We start from the raw sequence: 16,201 nt of genomic DNA on the forward strand, positions 1-16,201 counted from the left end.
CCCCCGCCATGTCGTTGGTGCTCTGAAGTGGCGGCGGTGTGCATTGTTCTGGTTGTTTAAGCAGGCCAGCTTGCTGGCCTGCAACCAAACACCAATCGTGTTCGGCGCTGTCCCTTGGTTCTGCTCCCACGAACTGGCGGGGTCCGGGGAGGCCCGGCCTCCCCGGTGGGGGTTTGGGGTGGTTTGGTTTTGCGCAAACCGTCGTCGGGAACCTTCGGTCCCCTCGGGGCTTGCGCGGCCCCCAACATGCCGGCATCGGTGGAGGCTCTGAGGTGGCAGCGGTGTAAGTCATTCTGGTTGTTTAAGCAGGCCAGCTTTGCTGGCCTGCAACCAAACACCGATTGTGTTCAGCGCTGTCCCTTGGTCCTGCCCCCATGAAATGGCGGGGTCCGGGGAGGCCCAGCCTCCCCGGTGGGGGTTTGGGGTGGTTTGGTTTTGCGCAAACCGTCGTCGGGAACCTTCGGTCCCCTCGGGGCTTGCGCGGCCCCCAACATGCCGGCATCGGTGGAGGCTCTGAGGTGGCAGCGGTGTAAGTCATTCTGGTTGTTTAAGCAGGCCAGCTTTGCTGGCCTGCAACCAAACACCGATTGTGTTCAGCGCTGTCCCTTGGTCCTGCCCCCATGAAATGGCGGGGTCCGGGGAGGCCCAGCCTCCCCGGTGGGGGTTTGGGGTGGTTTGGTTTTGCGCAAACCGTCGTCGGGAACCTTCGGTCCTCTCGGGGTTTGCGCGGCCCCCAACGGGGTCATCTCAGCAGTCGCGGCAGCACGTGGTCGAGCAGCAGGCGGCCTTGGTCGGTGGTTTGCAGGTGGTTTGGGGTGTCGGCCAGCAATCCTTCGGCCACCAAGGATTGTTTCGCCTGTGGATCAATAATCGCGGGGTCGGGCAGGGCGGCCAGGGGCAGGCCCTGGGCGAGGCGCAGGCCCATCATCAGGCGTTCTTCTGAGTCTTCCTGGCGGCTGAGGATGGTGTGATCGGTGGTGGCGCCTTCTTCAAGGGCGGTGGCCAGCCAGGTGGCGGGGTCGCGATGCTGGCCGAGGGCGTGGCGCTGGTCCTCCAGGGTCAGGCGGCCGTGGGCGCCGGGGCCGAGGCCGAGCCAGTCGCCGCCCTGCCAGTAGAGCAGGTTGTGGCGGCTGGCGGCGCCGGGGCGGGCGAAGTTGGAGATTTCGTAGAGCGGCAGGCCGGCGTCGCGGCAGCGGGCGACGGTCTGGATGTAGAGCTGGTCGGCGTCGTCGGGCAGGGCGGGATTGGCGGCGTGGAGGGCCGTGCCCGGTTCCAGGGTGAGTTGGTAGAGGCTGATGTGCTCGGCCCCGGTGTCGGCGATCAGGGCGAACAGGCGGTCCAGTTCGTCGGCCAGGGTGGCGGCGGTCTGGCCGGGTCGGGCGATCATCAGGTCGAGCGACAGGCGCGGGAAGAGGTGGGCGGCCTGGCGGGCGGCGGCGATCCCCTGGGCGCTGTCGTGGATGCGGCCCAGCGCCTTCAGTGCCGCATCATCCAGTGCCTGAAGGCCGAGCGACAAGCGGTTGATCCCGCTGGCGGCAAAGCCCTTGAGGTTGGCGGTATCGACGGTGCCGGGATTGGCTTCCAGGGTGATTTCGCAGTCATCGGCCAGGGGCCACAGGCGGGCCGCGTGGTCGAGCAGGCGGCCGACCAGGGCGGGCGGCATCAGCGACGGGGTGCCGCCGCCGAGGAAAATGCTGCCCAGGGTCCGCCCGCCGGTCAGGGCGGCGGCGCGGTTCATCTCGGCCACGTAGGCCCGGGCCCACTGGTCGGGGTCGGGGGCGGCGGGGCCGAGGGGGTGGCTGTTGAAGTCACAGTAGGGGCACTTGGCCCGGCAGAAGGGCCAGTGCAGATAGAGCCCGAAACCGCCGGGCATGGGGCTCAGCCCGCGAAACAGGCGGCGGTGAGGCGGCGGAAGGCCTGGGCCCGGTGGCTCATGGCGTGCTTGGCGGCGGGGTCCATCTCGCCGAAGGTGATGGCGTGGCCGGTGGGTTGGAAGATGGGATCGTAGCCGAAGCCCTGGTCGCCGCGCGGCGGGAAGACCAGGGTGCCTTCCACGGTGCCCTCGAACGCTTCCACGTGGCCGTCGGGCCAGGCCAGGGCCAGGGCGCAGACGAAGCGGGCGGTGAAGGGGGCCTCGGCGGCGCGGGCTTCCAGCTCCTGGCGCACCTTGTCCATGGCCAGGGCGAAGTCCTTGTCCGGCCCGGCCCAGCGGGCGGAATAGAGGCCGGGGGCGCCCTCCAGGGCATCGACGGCGAGGCCGGAATCATCGGCCAGGGCGGGATGGCCGGCGGCGGTGGCGGCCCGCGCCTTGAGCACGGCGTTGGCGATGAAGGTGTCGCCGGTTTCCTCGGGCTCGGGCAGGTTCAATTCGCCAGCGGAACGAACCGTCTCGACGCGGCCTTTCAGCAGCTCGGCGATCTCGCGCACCTTGCCGGGGTTGTGGCTGGCGACGACCAGGGTGGTCTCGCGGAAGGGGCGGTGCGCAGGAGTCTGCATGGTGGACGTCGCCCTGGTGCGGCGTTGCCTTAAAGAATGAAGCGCGACAGATCGGCATCCTTGCCGGTCAGCCCGCCGACCCGTTCGGTGACCAGATCGGCGTCGATGCTCACCGTCTCCCCGCCCCGGTCGGAGGCGGTGAAGCTGATCTCGTCGAGCAGCCGTTCCATCACCGTGTGCAGGCGCCGGGCCCCGATGTTCTCCACCGTGCGGTTGATCTCGGCGGCCAGATCGGCCAGTGCGTCGATGGCCTCGGCGGTGAACTCGAGGGTCAGCCCCTCGGTGTCCATCAACGCCTTGTACTGGGTGATCAGGCTGGCCTCGGGCTCGGTCAGGATGCGCACGAAGTCGCCCTTGGACAGCGGCTGCAGCTCCACCCGGATGGGCAGGCGGCCCTGCAATTCGGGCAGCAGGTCGCTCGGCTTGGCCAGATGGAAGGCGCCGGAGGCGATGAACAGGATGTGGTCGGTCTTCACCGGGCCGTGCTTGGTGGTCACCGTGGTGCCTTCCATCAGCGGCAGCAGGTCGCGTTGCACGCCCTCGCGGCTGACGTCGCCGCTGCGGCCCTGTTCGTCGCTGCGCGCGGTGATCTTGTCGATCTCGTCGACGAAGACGATGCCGTGGTTTTCCACCGCGTCGATGGCCTCGCGGCGCACCGTGTCCTCGTCCAGCAGGTTGTCGCTTTCGTCGCGCACCAGCACCTCGTAGGACTCGGCCACGGTCAGGCGGCGCGGCGCGGTGCGCTTGCCCAGGGCGCCGCCGAAGATGTCGCCCAGGTTCAGCATGCCCATCTGGCCGCCCGGCATGCCGGGGATGTCGAAGGTGGGCAGGCCGGCGTTGCCGCGATCCGCCACCTCGACCTCGATCTCGCGCTCGGCCAGCTCGCCCTCGCGCAGCTTCTTGCGGAATTTCTGGCGCGTCTCGGCGGAGGCGTTCTTGCCGACCAGGGCGTCGAGCACCCGTTCCTCGGCATTCACCTCGGCCTTGGCCTTGACCTGCTTGCGCAGCCGCTCGCGGGTCTGGGTGAGGGAAGCCTCCACCAGGTCGCGCACGATGCTTTCCACGTCGCGGCCGACATAGCCGACCTCGGTGAACTTGGTCGCCTCCACCTTGAGGAAGGGGGCCTGGGCCAGCTTGGCCAGGCGGCGGGCGATCTCGGTCTTGCCGACGCCGGTCGGGCCGACCATCAGGATGTTCTTGGGCAGCACTTCCTCGCGCAGGGCCTCGGGCAACTGCTGGCGCCGCCAGCGGTTGCGCAGGGCGATGGCGACGGCGCGCTTGGCCTCGCCCTGGCCGATGATGAAGCGGTCCAGTTCGGAGACGATTTCGCGGGGGGAGAAGGCTCTCATGAGACCGCCAGACTTTCCACGGTGAGGGAATGGTTGGTGAAAACGCAGATCTCGCCGGCAATGGCCATGGCGCGCCGGGCGATGGCCTCGGCGTCCATGTCGTCGCGGTCGATCAGGGCGCGCGCCGCGGCCAGGGCATAGGTGCCGCCGGAGCCGATGCCGATCAGCCCGTCCTCGGGCTCCAGCACGTCGCCGGTGCCGGTCAGGATCAGGGAAACCTCGGGATCGACCACCGCCATCATGGCTTCCAGGCGGCGCAGGTAGCGGTCGGTGCGCCAGTCCTTGGCCAGCTCGACACAGGCCCGGGTGAGCTGGCCGGGGTGTTTCTCCAGCTTGCCTTCCAGGCGTTCGAACAGGGTGAAGGCGTCGGCGGTGGCCCCGGCGAAACCGGCGATGACGCTGCCTTCGCCGGCGCCGCGCCCGGTCAGGCGGCGCACCTTGCGGGCGTTGGACTTCATCACCGTGTTGCCCAGGCTGACCTGGCCGTCGCCGGCGATGACCACCCGATCGCCCTTGCGGACCGACAGGATGGTGGTGCCGTGCCAGACGGCGGCAGCGGAATCGGACATGGGGGGGGAGCCTTTTGGGGTGGGTCGGGATCGCGCCCTAGATAAAGGGCGCTTTCAGTCCCGGTCAACCGGGCCCCCAAAGGAAAAACCGGGAGAGCCCGGAACCAAAGCAGATCGAGCGAAATGTGAATCGCGGAGCGCGTCACATTTCGCACGATCTGCTCTTGATTTCAGATGTAGGGCTCCCCCGGCCAGTTGGAGCCGAGAGTCGCGGTTGGGCCGGGGCCGTGTGGCCCGGCCCAACATGCTGGATCAGTCGCGGCGCGACATGGTCTTCAACAGGTCGAGGATCTGGGTGCGCATTTCCTGGCTGGGCAGGCGCCAGAAGGCGCGCACCAGCTCCAGGGTTTCCGAGCGCGACATCTCGTCCTGTTCGAAGGCGGGGACCAGGGGCTCGCCGAGGCCGGCCTGCTCGGGCAGGTTCTGGGTCGGCCGGCCCTTGGTGGTCTCCTCGGTGATGTCCTCGAAGAAGAAGGCGATGGGAACGCCGAGAACCCGGGCGATGTCGAACAGCCGCGAGGCCGAGATGCGGTTCGAGCCGCGCTCGTACTTCTGCACCTGCTGGAAGGTCACGCCGATGGCGGCGGCCAGTTGCTCCTGGCTCATGCCAAGCAAGGTACGACGCAACCGAAGCCGCCGGCCGACGTGAACATCCACCGGGTCGGGCCCGTATTCCTTGGCGGTGAAGGGCTGGCGACGGCCCGATGCGCTGGTTGGTCTCTTTACCACATTCCCACCTTCGTTGAGCATTTGTTGGTTTCTCATAGTGTCCACCTTGGTCTAGATTAGCTCCAGCCGACGCTCGGCTCCAGTCAAAACAATACGTAAACGCAGAAAGTTAGCGTCGTGCTGCGGCCAAAGATTGCAGCTTGCCAAAAGACACACGCCGCGTTTTCTTGCCTTTATCACCGTGCGGTTGCGCCAACCAGGAGACCACAACATGCGGCAAGCCAACCTTGAAAGGGTGACCACCGAAACCAGGGTGAGCGTGTCTGTCGACCTGGAGGGCTCCGGTGCCTACGATGTCCGGACCGGCGTCGGCTTCCTCGACCACATGATCGAGCAACTTTCGCGCCACAGCCTGATCGACCTGACCGTATTATGCGAAGGCGACACCCACATCGACTTCCACCATACTACGGAAGACACCGCCCTGGCCATCGGCGCGGCCATCTCACAGGCTTTGGGCGACCGCAAGGGAATTCAACGCTTTGGAAGTGCCCTGGTGGCCATGGACGAGGCCCTGAGCCGGGCCGTGGTCGACCTCTCCAACCGGCCCTATCTGGTCTGGAAAGTGGACTTTTCGCGCGACAAGATCGGAGAGTTCGACACCGAGCTGTTCCGGGAGTTCTTCCAGGCCCTGTCGCAGACTGGGGGGATGACGTTGCATATTGAAAACCACTATGGCACGAACGCCCACCACATCGCCGAGTCCTGCTTCAAGGCCACCGCCCGAGCCCTGCGCCAGGCCTGCGAGATCGACGCACGCAAGGCCGATGCCGTGCCCTCGACCAAGGGGCGGCTGTAAGGGGCATCTTCCCCACACCGGCTTGAGCCGGCCCCCGGGTATGCTCTAGAAGGAAGGCGCGCCGGGCTCGCTCCGGCGCGCCGTGTTTTTCTTTAAAGGGCTGAGGGGTCCGGCGGGTCATCATGGGCGATGTCGTCATCATCGATTACGGGTCGGGCAACCTGCGCTCGGCCGCCAAGGCCCTGGAGCGGGCCGCCGCCGGAGTCGGCCAGGGTCAGAAGGTGCGCCTGACCGACCGCCCGGACGAGGTGCTGGCCGCCGAGCGGGTGGTGCTGCCGGGCGTCGGTGCCTTCGCCGATTGCCGGGCCGGACTGGCGGCGCTGGCGGGCATGGAACAGGCCCTGGCCGAGGCGGTGCTGGACCGGGGTCGCCCGTTCCTGGGCATCTGCGTCGGCATGCAGCTGCTGGCCACCCGCGGCCTGGAACACCGCACCACCGACGGCCTGGGCTGGATCGACGGCGAGGTGGTGGCGCTCGAGCCGGGCGACGCGGCGCTGAAGGTGCCGCACATGGGCTGGAACGACCTTCAGTTCACCCCCGGCTGCCACCCGTTGCTCGACGGCGTCGAGCCCGGGGCGCACGTCTACTTCGTGCACAGCTATCACTTCGCGGTGGCCGATCCGGCCCGGGTGCTGGCCCGGGTCGACTACGGCCAGCCGGTGGCCGCCCTGATCGGCCGCGACAATCTGGCCGGCACCCAGTTCCACCCGGAAAAAAGCCAGGCGGTGGGTCAGCGCATCCTGGCCAACTTCCTGACCTGGAAGCCCTGACCTGGAAGCCGTGACTCTTTTTCCCTTCCCGAACCCCCGGAACCCCGCGCGATGATTCTCTTCCCGGCCATCGACCTCAAGGACGGCCAGTGCGTGCGCCTCTACCAGGGCGACATGGACCAGGCGACCGTGTTCAACGACTCCCCGGCCGATCAGGCGGCGGCCTTCCGCGCCGCCGGCTGCGACTGGCTGCATGTGGTCGACCTCAATGGCGCCTTTGCCGGCCAGCCGGTGAACGGCGCGGCGGTGGACGGCATCCTGGGCGCCATGGACGGGCACCCGGTGCAGCTGGGCGGTGGCATCCGCGACCGGGCGACCATCGAGGCATGGCTTGAAAAGGGCATCCGCCGGGTCATCCTGGGCACCGTGGCGCTGCGCGACCCGGAGCTGGTGAAGGAAGCCTGCCGGGCCCATCCGGGGCACATCGCGGTGGGCATCGACGCCCGCGACGGCATGGTGGCGGTGGAAGGCTGGGCCGAGACCAGCCAGATCAGCGCCCGCGACCTGGGCCTGCGCTTCGAGGACGCCGGGGTGGCCGCCATCATCCACACCGACATCAGCCGCGACGGCGCCATGCGGGGCCCCAACACCGAGGCCACGGTGGAACTGGCCGAGGCCCTGACCACGCCGCTGATCGTCTCCGGCGGGGTTTCCGGGCTGGACGATCTGAAGGCCGTCAAGGCGGCTGCCCAGGGCCTGCCTCCGGGGCGCATCGAGGGCGTCATCTCGGGCCGCGCGCTGTACGACGGGCGGCTCGACCTGGCCGCCGCCCTGGCCGTGCTGAAAGGCTGAAGACCCATGCTGAAGATGCGCCTCATCCCCTGTCTCGACGTGAAGGACGGCCGGGTGGTCAAGGGGGTCAACTTCGTCGACCTGCGCGATGCCGGCGATCCGGTGGAGCAGGCCCGGGTCTATGACGCCGCCGGGGCCGACGAGCTGTGCTTCCTCGACATCACCGCCAGCCACGAGAACCGCGACACCCTCTATGACGTGGTCAAGGGTACCGCCGAGCAGTGCTTCATGCCGCTCACCGTGGGCGGCGGGGTGCGCACCATCGAGGACATCCGCAAGCTGCTGCTGGCCGGGGCCGACAAGGTGTCCATCAACACCGCCGCCGTGCACCGCCCGGAGTTCGTCGGCGAGGCGGCGGAGAAGTTCGGCAGCCAGTGCATCGTGGTGGCCATCGACGCCAAGGCCACCGGGCCGGACCGCTTCGAGATCTTCACCCACGGCGGCCGCAAGCCGACCGGCATCGACGCCGTCGAATGGGCCAAACGCATGGTCGAGTTGGGCGCCGGGGAGATCCTGCTCACCTCCATGGACCGCGACGGCACCAAGGTCGGCTTCGATCTGCCGCTGACCCGCGCCGTGGCCGATGCGGTGGGGGTGCCGGTGATCGCCTCCGGCGGCGCCGGGACCCTCGACCATCTGGTCGACGGCATCCGCGAGGGCCATGCCACGGCGGTGCTGGCCGCCTCCATCTTCCACTTCGGCACCTACACCATCGCCGAGGCCAAGGCCCACATGCGGGCCGCCGGCCTGCCCATGCGCGATGCCAGCGAAACCGGCGGGGAGGTCAGCCCATGAATGATGAACCGCTCGGCGCCGGGCGGATCAACCTGGACGCCCTCTATCAGGTCATCCAAAGCCGCCGCGAGGCCGACCCGGAAGAGTCCTACACCGCCCGCCTGCTGGCCAAGGGAACCAAGAAGCTGGCCCAGAAGGTGGGCGAGGAAGGTGTCGAGACGGCGCTGGCCGCCGTGGCCGAGGACCGCGCCGCGGTGATCGCCGAAAGCGCCGACCTGCTCTATCATCTGGCCGTGCTGTGGAGTGCGCGCGAGATTGCTCCGGACGATGTCTGGGCCGAACTGGGCCGGCGCTTCGGAACCTCTGGCCTGACCGAAAAAGCCAGCCGCAAGAAGCCCTGACCGCTTAACCGCCCTTGGGGGAGACCCGTCGCCATGAGCTACGACGACAGCAACATCTTTGCCCGCATCCTGCGCGGCGAAATTCCGGCCAAGAAGGTCTACGAGGACGACCACGTCCTGGCCTTCGAGGACATCAGCCCGAAAGCCCCGGTCCACACCCTGGTCATCCCCAAGGGGCCCTACAAGGACCTCGCCGCGCTGGCCGCCCAGGGCACCGACGCCGAGCTGGCCGCCCTGGTCCGCGCCCTGGCCAAGGTGGCCGAGGAGAAGCAGACCGCCGACAGCGGCTATCGCGTCATCTGCAACACCGGCGAGGACGGCGGCCAGGAGGTGGACCACGTTCACTTCCACGTGCTGGGCGGCAAACCGGTGGGCCGCATGATCAGCCGCGCCGTGATGGCCGAGGGGTAACCGCCAAGGGGGCGCCGCCCCCTTGGAACCCCCGCCGGGGGGACCAGGGGCCCCCCCGGACCCCCGCCGTGACTTAAAACCCCACAGAGGGGGGCAAGCCCCCCTCTGTGGGGTTTTGATTCATGGTGGGGTCTGGGGAGGCCCCTCGGCCTCCCCAGCGGGGATTTCAAAGGGGCGGCGCCCCTTTGACAGTTACTCCCCCGACCGTCACGGGCACGGATGGCGCGGCTCGCCGGGCAGGCAGACGCTCATGCTTTGCAAAAGGTGGACGGCGCTTGTCCGCTCGGCCTGAGGGATCGGCGGGCCCTGGATGTCGTAGGGCGCGGTGCGCCAGGCCCGCTGCACCAGATACAGCGCCTGATAGCCCTGGATCAGCCGGAAGAAGGTGGTCTCGCCATGCCCTTCCTGGCGGTGGCGGTGGCAGCCCAGGACGAAAAAGGCGGAAGGATAGCCGTTGCTGCGCGCCACCTGCAGGTTGCCGGCGGTGACCTTCTCGCAGGCCCGCTCGAAACCGGCCTTGGCGTTGGCCTGGAACTGGGCGGCGGCGACGTTGGTGGCGCCCTCGAAAACCTGCACGGTCAGCCGGTCGCGCCACGCCGTGGGCTCCTGGCCCTGGGGCACGAACTCGACCATCTCCATGTCGCCGCGCCGCTCGGTGGTCACCTGCACCCAGCCCTCGGGCACCGAAAGCAGGAACCGCTCGCGCGCCTCGCCCACGCTGCCGGTCTGGGCCACCGCCGCAAGCGGGGCGAGCAGGCAGGCAAGCAGGCAGGGCAGGATCAGGCGAAACGGCACGGCAAGGGTCCTTCGGTCGCGGAAAGGCGATTGTAGCAGCGCCGGCGCGGCAACGACACCGGGCCAAGGACGACACCGGGCCAAGGAGGCACGAGGGGCCGCCTCACCGCCCCGGCACCAGCCGGCGATAGGACAACGCCTCGGCGATATGGGCCCGGCCCACCGTCTCGGCCCCTTCCAGGTCGGCCAGGGTGCGCGCCACCCGCAACATGCGGTGCCAGCCCCGGCCGCTGAGGCGCAGCTTCTCGGTCGCCTCCACCAGCAGGGCGCGGCCGGCGGCGTCGGGCCGGGCCACCCGGTCGAGCACCTCGCCATCGGCCTGGGCGTTGCAGGTGATCCGCGCCTCGGGCGCCAGGGCGTGATAGCGCTCGGCCTGCACGGCGCGCACAGCGGCCACCCGTTCGGCGACGGTGGCGGTGGACTCGGCGGCGCGCGGCTGGTCGAGCTCGAAGGGGCTCAGGGCCGGCACCTCCACATGCAAATCGATGCGGTCCAGCAGCGGCCCGGACAGCCGGTTCTGATACTCCTGGGCACAGCGCGGGGCCTGATTGCAGGCCAGCGCCGGGTCGTTCAGATGGCCGCAACGGCAGGGGTTCATGGCCGCCACCAACTGGAAGCGCGCCGGGTAGCTGACATGGGCGTTGGCCCGCGCCACCGAGACCTGCCCGGTCTCCAGCGGCTGGCGCAGGGCCTCCAGCGCCGGGCGCGAGAACTCGGGCAGCTCGTCGAGAAACAGCACGCCGCAATGGGCCAGCGTGATCTCACCCGGCCGAGCCCGAAGCCCGCCGCCGACCAGGGCCGGCATGGAAGCCGAATGGTGCGGCTCGCGAAACGGGCGGCGACGGATCAGGCGCCCTTCCTCCAGCAGCCCGGCGAGGCTGTGGACCATCGACACCTCCAACGCCTCGGCGGCGGAAAGCGGCGGCAGGATGCCCGGCAGACGCGCCGCCAGCAGCGACTTGCCAGACCCCGGCGGGCCGATCATCAGCAGGTTATGGCCGCCCGCCGCCGCCACCTCCAGGGCCCGCTTGGCCGTCTCCTGGCCCTTCACGTCGGCCAGATCAAGCGCCGGGCCGGCCGCCTCGGCCGCCCGCGCCTCCGGGCGCGACAGCACCTGATCGCCCTTGAAGTGGTTGAGCAGGGCAACCAGCGTCTGCGGCGCCACCACATCGGCCCCGCCGGCCCAGGCCGCCTCACCACCCTGGCCGGCCGGGCAGATCAGCCCGCGATCACCGGCATTGGCATGGATCGCCGCCGGCAACACCCCGGCCACCGGGCGGATCGAGCCATCCAGCCCCAACTCGCCCAGAATGGTGTAGCCGGCCATGTCCTCCATCGGCAAAAGCCCCATGGCGGTGAGCAGACCGCAGCCGATGGCCAGATCGAAATGCGAGCCCTCCTTGGGCAGATCGGCCGGAGCCAGATTGACCGTCACCCGCTGGGCCGGCAGCGACAACCCAATGGCCGCCAACGCCGAACGCACCCGGTCGCGACTCTCCGCCACCGCCTTGTTGGCCAACCCGACAATGGAAAAGGACGGCAGACCCGGAGTGATCGATACCTGAACCTCGATGTCGATCACCTCGACACCCTGAAACGCCACCGTCCCAACCCGCGCCACCATCGCGACCCCGCCCCCGGAAACACTACCCGCGCCAGGATCATAACCGGCACCGCACGGTTTGGACAGAACACGCCCGCGCGACGGCGGCGTGCGCCTCGGACAGTCGGGGGCGCCGCCCCCGAACCCCCGCCGGGGGACCGAAGGCGGTCCCCCGGACCCCCGCCAGGACGGTGTCAGGCAAGGGTCGGCCGTGGAGCGCGGGGGGAGAGGGGGTTTTCAGCACGCCAGCTTCGCTGGCGCGCACCAAGACCCTTTGCGACTCGCGATCCCGCCGGCGAGCGTCTCGGACAGTCGGGGGCGCCGCCCCCGAGCCCCCGCCGGGGGACCGAAGGCGGTCCCCCGGACCCCCGCCAGGACGGTGTCGGGCAAGGGTCGGCCATGGAGTGCGGGGGGAGAGGGGGTTTTCAGCACGCCAGCTTCGCTGGCGTGCAAACAACAAGGGGTCCGCGTTTGTCGAGGCTGATCAGGGTAAGGCCCTGGTTGTTTTCGCAGGCCGGCCTTGGCCGGTCTGCACCAAGACCGTGTGCGACTCGCGATCCCGCCGGCGTATTACGCCAACGAATTGGCGGGGGTCCGGGGGGCCGCCTTCGGCCCCCCGGCGGGGTTCAAGGGGCGGAGCCCCTTTCTTTTCCTTTACCGAGTCCCCACCCAAGCAATGCGCCACACCGTCTGTCCGGCGTCGTCGCTGACCAGCAGGCTGCCGTCGGGGTGGACGGCGAGGCCCACCGGGCGGCCCCAGACGCGGGCCCGGTTGCGGTCGGCGCGGGTGGTTTCGGGCAGCCGGAAGCCGGTGGCGAACACTTCGTAGGCGTTTTCCGCCGGGCCGGTGGTAGTGAAGCGCACCCGGGCGACCAGGTAGCCGCGCGGCTGTTCGGCGTTCCAGGAGCCATGCAGGGCGACGAAGGCGTCGCCGTGGTAGTCGGCGGGGAACTGGTCGCCGTCATAGAAGGCCAGTCCCAGGGGCGCCGAGTGGCTGCGGAACAGCACCTGGGGCATGCGGGTGGCCTCGACCAGATCGGGCCGGCGCTCGGCGAAGCCGGGCTGCGGGCGGCCATCCAGGTAGGCGTAGGGCCAGCCGAAGAAGGCGTTCGGTTCGAGGCGGGTCAGGTAGTCGGGGACCAGCGGGTCGCCCAGGCCGTCGCGCTCGTTGACCACGGTGTAGAGGTGGTCGGTGCCGGGTTGGAAGGCGAGGCCGACCGGGTTGCGCAGGCCGCTGGCCAAGGTGGTCTGTTCGCTGCCGTCGATGGCGAAGCGCTGGACCGAGGCGCGGACCTCGGGTTCCTCGGCGATGTTGCCCAGCGAGCCGATGCCGACGAAGAACGAGCCTCCGTCCGGGTGGATGGCCAGGGTGCGGGTCCAGTGGCCGCCCGGGCGGCCCAGGGCGCCGGGCGGGGTGAGGCGCATGAAGGGGCCGTCCGGGTGATCGGCGCCGGTGGTGTAGGGGGCGGTCCACACGCCGGCCAGATCGGCCACCCAGAAGCGGCCGTCGTGGAGGGCCATGCCGGTCGGCGAGTGGAAGCCGTCGGCGAAGGGGGCGATGGTGTCGGCCCGGCCGTCGCCGGTGGTGTCGCGCAGCAGGGTGATCTCGCCGAGCCGCGACTGGGCCAGGAAGACGTCGCCGTTGTCGGCGGCGAGCAGCCAGCGGGCGTGGTCCAGGCCCTCGGCGAACAGCTCGGCGGTGAAGCCCTGCGGCACCCGGGGCCGGCGGCTGCCCCGCTCGACCCGGCGCGGCCCGGCGGCGGTGCTCGGCTCGGCGTAGGGGGCTGGCAGGGCGGCGGGGTCGACGCGGACGGTGGTGCCCGGCTCGAACTCGTCCGGAAAGGCCAGGGCCGGCGCCGAGGCAACGGCGCCGGGCAGCAGGAGCAGGGCGAACAACAGGCGGCGCATGGGTGTTCTCCTCCCGGGGCGGCTGGAGGCGTGTGGTCCCGGGGAGATGCGCCCCCGGGCTACACCTGGCGGTCGACGCCCTCCGCGGCCTCGGCCTCGGTGTTGGCCTCGCGCTTCGGTCCACCGCGCGAGACCACCACCATGGCCGGGCGCAGCAGGCGGTCGTTCAGCAGGTAGCCTTCCTGCATCACCTGGACCACGGTGCCGTGCGGCTTTTCGGGCTGCTCGATCTCCTGGATCGCCTGATGCAGGTTGGGATCGAACGGCTGCTCCAGGCTTTCCAGGCGGCTGACGCCGTGGCGCGACAGGACCTGTTGCAGCTCGCTGGCGGTCATCTCGACACCGACCGCCAGATTCTTGACGTCCTGGTTGGCCTCGCGCACCGCCGGCGGGGCGGCGAGCAGGGCGCGCTCCAGATTGTCGGCCACCCCGAGCAGCGCCTTGGCGAAGTTGGAGATGGCGTACTTGGCGTTGTCCTCGATGCGCTTGTCGGCCCGGCGCTGGACGTTCTGGGCTTCGGCCAGGGCGGCCAGACGCTCGGCCTTGGCCTGATCGAGGGCGGCCTCGACGGCGGCCAGACGCTCGCTCAGGGCGCCGAGGCGGCTTTCCGGGTCTTCGGGCGCGGTGGCCTCGGCGGGCGCTTCGGCGGAAGCGGCCGCGCCCGGCGTCTGCGGAGCGGTTTCGGGGGCCGTCTCGGCGGCGGGGGCCTCGGCGTCCTCGGGAGCCTTGTGGCTGGCGGGGTCGGGGGTCGGCGTGTCGCTGGGATGGGCCATGGTTGGACTGGGGTCTCTCTTGGGTTCGGGGGGTGGCGGGGTCAGCCGATCAGGCGGCCGATGACCTTGGCGGTGTAGTCGACCAGGGGAATGATGCGGGCGTAGTTGAGGCGGGTCGGGCCGATCACGCCGATGGCGCCGATCACCTCGTGGTTGGTGTTCTGATAGGGAGCCACGATCATGCTGCATCCGGCCGAGGCGAACAACTGGTTCTCCGAGCCGATGAAGATCTGCACGCCTTCGCCCTGGTGGGCCAGATCGAGCAGCTTCAGCATGTGCTCGCGGGTTTCCAGGGCCTCGAACAGGCCGCGGATGCGCTCCAGGTCCTCGCCGGCCTGGATGTCGTTCAGAAGGTGGGCCTGGCCGCGCACGATCAGGGCGCCGTCGTTGCCTTCGCTGCTCCAGGTGGCGAGGCCGGCCTCGACCACCCGGCGGGTCAGGGCGTCGAGCTGGGCCTGGCGGCTTTCCAGCTCGTCCAGCACCTGTTGGCGGGCCTCGGCCAGGGTCCGGTTGCCGAGTCTGGCGGCCAGGTAGTTGCTGGCCTCGCGCAGGGCCGAGGGGGGCAGGTCGGGGGGCAGCTCGATCAGCCGGTTTTCCACCACCCCGGTGTCGGAGACCAGCACGACCAGGGCGCGGCCCGGGCCGAGGTGGACGAACTCGATGTGTTTCAGGCCGGATTCGCGCTTCGGCGCCACCACCAGACCGGCGCAGCGGGCCAGCCCGGACAGGGTGGCGATGGCCTGGGTCAGGGCGTCCTCGACGCTTTTGCCGGCGGTGCGGCACATCTCGTCCAGGCGCTGGCGCTCCGGCTCGTCCAGCTTGCCGCCGATCTCGAGCAGGCCGGAGACGAACATCTTCAGGCCCTTCTCGGTGGGCAGGCGGCCGGCCGAGGTGTGCGGCGAAAAGAGCAGGCCGGCATCCTCCAGGTCGGCCATCACGTTGCGGATGGTGGCCGGCGACAGATGGGTTTCCAGCCGCCGCGACACGGTGCGCGAGCCGACCGGTTCGCCGGACTCCACGTAGGCGTCGACGATCAGTTGGAAGATCTCGGCCGATCGGCTGTTCAGCTCGACCAGCGGGGGCGGCGGCGTGGGGATGGTCATGGCGGCGTGGCTGGGATGGAAAACGGCGTCCCGAGAGTTAGGGCGCGGCGGCCGTTCCGTCAATCTGTCGGCCTGGGCGGTTACCCTGGACGCCAGCGCCCGGACGCGCTATACGCCGCCCGCACCCCCCACCTTCCTGCCAGCGAGCCCCGCCATGAGACCGTCCGGCCGTGCCGTCGACCAACTGCGCCCCGTCAGCCTGGAAACCGGCGTCAACCGCCATGCCGAGGGATCGTGCCTGATCGGCTTCGGGGAGACCCGGGTGCTCTGCCTGGCCAGCGTGGAAGAGCGCGTGCCCCCGTGGCTGCGGGGCCAGGGGCGCGGCTGGGTGACCGCCGAATACGGCATGTTGCCGCGCTCCACCGGCAGCCGCACCCCGCGCGAGGCGGCGCGCGGCAAGCAGAGCGGTCGGACCCAGGAAATCCAGCGTCTGATCGGGCGCAGCCTGCGCGCCGTGGTCGACCTCCAGGCGCTGGGCGAGGTGCAGATCACCGTCGATTGCGACGTGCTGCAGGCCGATGGCGGCACCCGCACCGCCTCGGTGACCGGGGGGTATGTGGCTTTGGCCCTGGCCATAGACCACCTGCGCGCCGCCGGCACCCTGAGCGTCGATCCGCTGCGCGATCATGTGGCCGCCGTGTCCTGCGGGCTGTATCAGGGGCAGGCGGTGCTCGACCTGGATTACGCCGAGGATTCCAACGCCGAGGCCGATGCCAATTTCGTGCTCGCCGGGCAGGGCGGGATTGTCGAGATCCAGGGCACGGCCGAGGACAGCCCGTTCGCGCCCGACGCCTTCGACGCCATGTTTGCCCTGGCCCGCAAAGGCATCACCGAGCTGGTGGCGGCCCAGGCCGAGGCGCTGGCCAAGGCGCGGGCCTGAGCCGGAAACGGCGCGCCATGCTGTCCGGGGGTTGACGGACCCCGGGGGCTTGGGTAACTGTTGAGCCGTGGCGCCCCGCGTGAACGGG

General features: G+C 69.8%; 17 protein-coding genes. 7 read left to right on the forward strand and 10 right to left on the reverse strand.

Going from position 1 to position 16,201, the window contains the following annotated elements; all coding sequences use genetic code 11:
• Positions 1–742: 742 nt before the first annotated feature.
• From hemW to BLR95_RS12320, 5 genes are all read right to left on the reverse strand, one after another.
• Positions 743–1,873, reverse strand: coding sequence for a radical SAM family heme chaperone HemW (gene hemW / locus BLR95_RS12300; RefSeq protein ID WP_092620564.1), 1,131 nt, complete (start codon positions 1,871–1,873; stop codon positions 743–745).
• Positions 1,874–1,878: 5 nt separating this feature from the next.
• Positions 1,879–2,496, reverse strand: a complete 618-nt coding sequence (gene rdgB / locus BLR95_RS12305) for an RdgB/HAM1 family non-canonical purine NTP pyrophosphatase (RefSeq protein ID WP_092620567.1) — start codon at positions 2,494–2,496, stop codon at positions 1,879–1,881.
• A gap of 29 nt (positions 2,497–2,525) precedes the next feature.
• The gene (gene hslU, locus BLR95_RS12310; RefSeq protein WP_092620570.1) at positions 2,526–3,845 is read right to left on the reverse strand and encodes an ATP-dependent protease ATPase subunit HslU; all 1,320 of its coding nucleotides are present in this window, start codon (positions 3,843–3,845) and stop codon (positions 2,526–2,528) included.
• Positions 3,842–4,414 (reverse strand): ATP-dependent protease subunit HslV, encoded by a 573-nt coding sequence (hslV, locus tag BLR95_RS12315; RefSeq protein WP_092620573.1) that lies wholly within the window; start codon positions 4,412–4,414, stop codon positions 3,842–3,844. Before hslV ends, hslU begins: the two co-directional genes overlap by 4 nt.
• Positions 4,415–4,666: 252 nt before the next feature.
• Entirely contained in the window at positions 4,667–5,020 is a 354-nt protein-coding gene (locus BLR95_RS12320; protein ID WP_342719986.1) for a helix-turn-helix domain-containing protein, read from the reverse strand.
• A 334-nt stretch (positions 5,021–5,354) separates the two neighbouring features.
• Here BLR95_RS12320 and hisB point away from each other — a divergent pair, with 334 nt between their 5' ends.
• The 6 genes from hisB (at position 5,355) to BLR95_RS12350 (ending at position 9,051) form a co-directional block, all read left to right on the forward strand.
• The gene (gene hisB / locus BLR95_RS12325) at positions 5,355–5,942 is read left to right on the forward strand and encodes an imidazoleglycerol-phosphate dehydratase HisB (RefSeq protein WP_092620579.1); all 588 of its coding nucleotides are present in this window, start codon (positions 5,355–5,357) and stop codon (positions 5,940–5,942) included.
• A 122-nt stretch (positions 5,943–6,064) separates the two neighbouring features.
• Entirely contained in the window at positions 6,065–6,712 is a 648-nt protein-coding gene (gene hisH, locus BLR95_RS12330; protein ID WP_092620582.1) for an imidazole glycerol phosphate synthase subunit HisH, read from the forward strand.
• A 51-nt stretch (positions 6,713–6,763) separates the two neighbouring features.
• Entirely contained in the window at positions 6,764–7,504 is a 741-nt protein-coding gene (gene hisA, locus BLR95_RS12335) for a 1-(5-phosphoribosyl)-5-[(5-phosphoribosylamino)methylideneamino]imidazole-4-carboxamide isomerase (RefSeq protein ID WP_092620585.1), read from the forward strand.
• A 6-nt stretch (positions 7,505–7,510) separates the two neighbouring features.
• Positions 7,511–8,299 carry an imidazole glycerol phosphate synthase subunit HisF gene (gene hisF / locus BLR95_RS12340; RefSeq protein ID WP_092620588.1) on the forward strand — a complete coding sequence of 263 codons (789 nt, stop codon included), beginning with the start codon at positions 7,511–7,513 and terminating at the stop codon, positions 8,297–8,299.
• The gene (locus BLR95_RS12345; protein ID WP_092620591.1) at positions 8,296–8,640 is read left to right on the forward strand and encodes a phosphoribosyl-ATP diphosphatase; all 345 of its coding nucleotides are present in this window, start codon (positions 8,296–8,298) and stop codon (positions 8,638–8,640) included. The genes hisF and BLR95_RS12345 overlap by 4 nt, the downstream gene beginning before the upstream one ends.
• Before the next feature lie 33 nt (positions 8,641–8,673).
• Positions 8,674–9,051, forward strand: a complete 378-nt coding sequence (locus tag BLR95_RS12350) for a histidine triad nucleotide-binding protein (RefSeq protein ID WP_092620594.1) — start codon at positions 8,674–8,676, stop codon at positions 9,049–9,051.
• A 207-nt stretch (positions 9,052–9,258) separates the two neighbouring features.
• Here the strand turns inward: BLR95_RS12350 and BLR95_RS12355 are convergent, their stop codons facing one another.
• From BLR95_RS12355 to hrcA, 5 genes are all read right to left on the reverse strand, one after another.
• Positions 9,259–9,846, reverse strand: a complete 588-nt coding sequence (locus BLR95_RS12355; RefSeq protein WP_092620597.1) for a hypothetical protein — start codon at positions 9,844–9,846, stop codon at positions 9,259–9,261.
• 103 nt (positions 9,847–9,949) lie between these two features.
• A complete protein-coding gene (locus tag BLR95_RS12360) occupies positions 9,950–11,470 on the reverse strand; it encodes a YifB family Mg chelatase-like AAA ATPase (protein WP_092620600.1) in 1,521 nt (506 codons plus the stop codon).
• Between the two features lie 633 nt (positions 11,471–12,103).
• Complete coding sequence (locus BLR95_RS12365; protein ID WP_092620603.1) at positions 12,104–13,357, reverse strand: PQQ-dependent sugar dehydrogenase; 1,254 nt, start codon at positions 13,355–13,357, stop codon at positions 12,104–12,106.
• A 59-nt stretch (positions 13,358–13,416) separates the two neighbouring features.
• A complete protein-coding gene (gene grpE, locus BLR95_RS12370; protein WP_092620606.1) occupies positions 13,417–14,130 on the reverse strand; it encodes a nucleotide exchange factor GrpE in 714 nt (237 codons plus the stop codon).
• Positions 14,131–14,171: 41 nt separating this feature from the next.
• On the reverse strand, positions 14,172–15,233 hold the full coding sequence (gene hrcA, locus BLR95_RS12375; RefSeq protein WP_092620609.1) for a heat-inducible transcriptional repressor HrcA: 1,062 nt from the start codon (positions 15,231–15,233) through the stop codon (positions 14,172–14,174).
• Positions 15,234–15,387: 154 nt separating this feature from the next.
• Between hrcA and rph the strand changes: the two genes are divergently transcribed.
• Complete coding sequence (rph, locus tag BLR95_RS12380) at positions 15,388–16,113, forward strand: ribonuclease PH (RefSeq protein WP_092620612.1); 726 nt, start codon at positions 15,388–15,390, stop codon at positions 16,111–16,113.
• The last annotated feature ends 88 nt before the right edge of the window (positions 16,114–16,201 follow it).

This window comes from Roseospirillum parvum (assembly GCF_900100455.1).
Taxonomy (GTDB): Bacteria; Pseudomonadota; Alphaproteobacteria; order Rhodospirillales; family Rhodospirillaceae; genus Roseospirillum; species Roseospirillum parvum.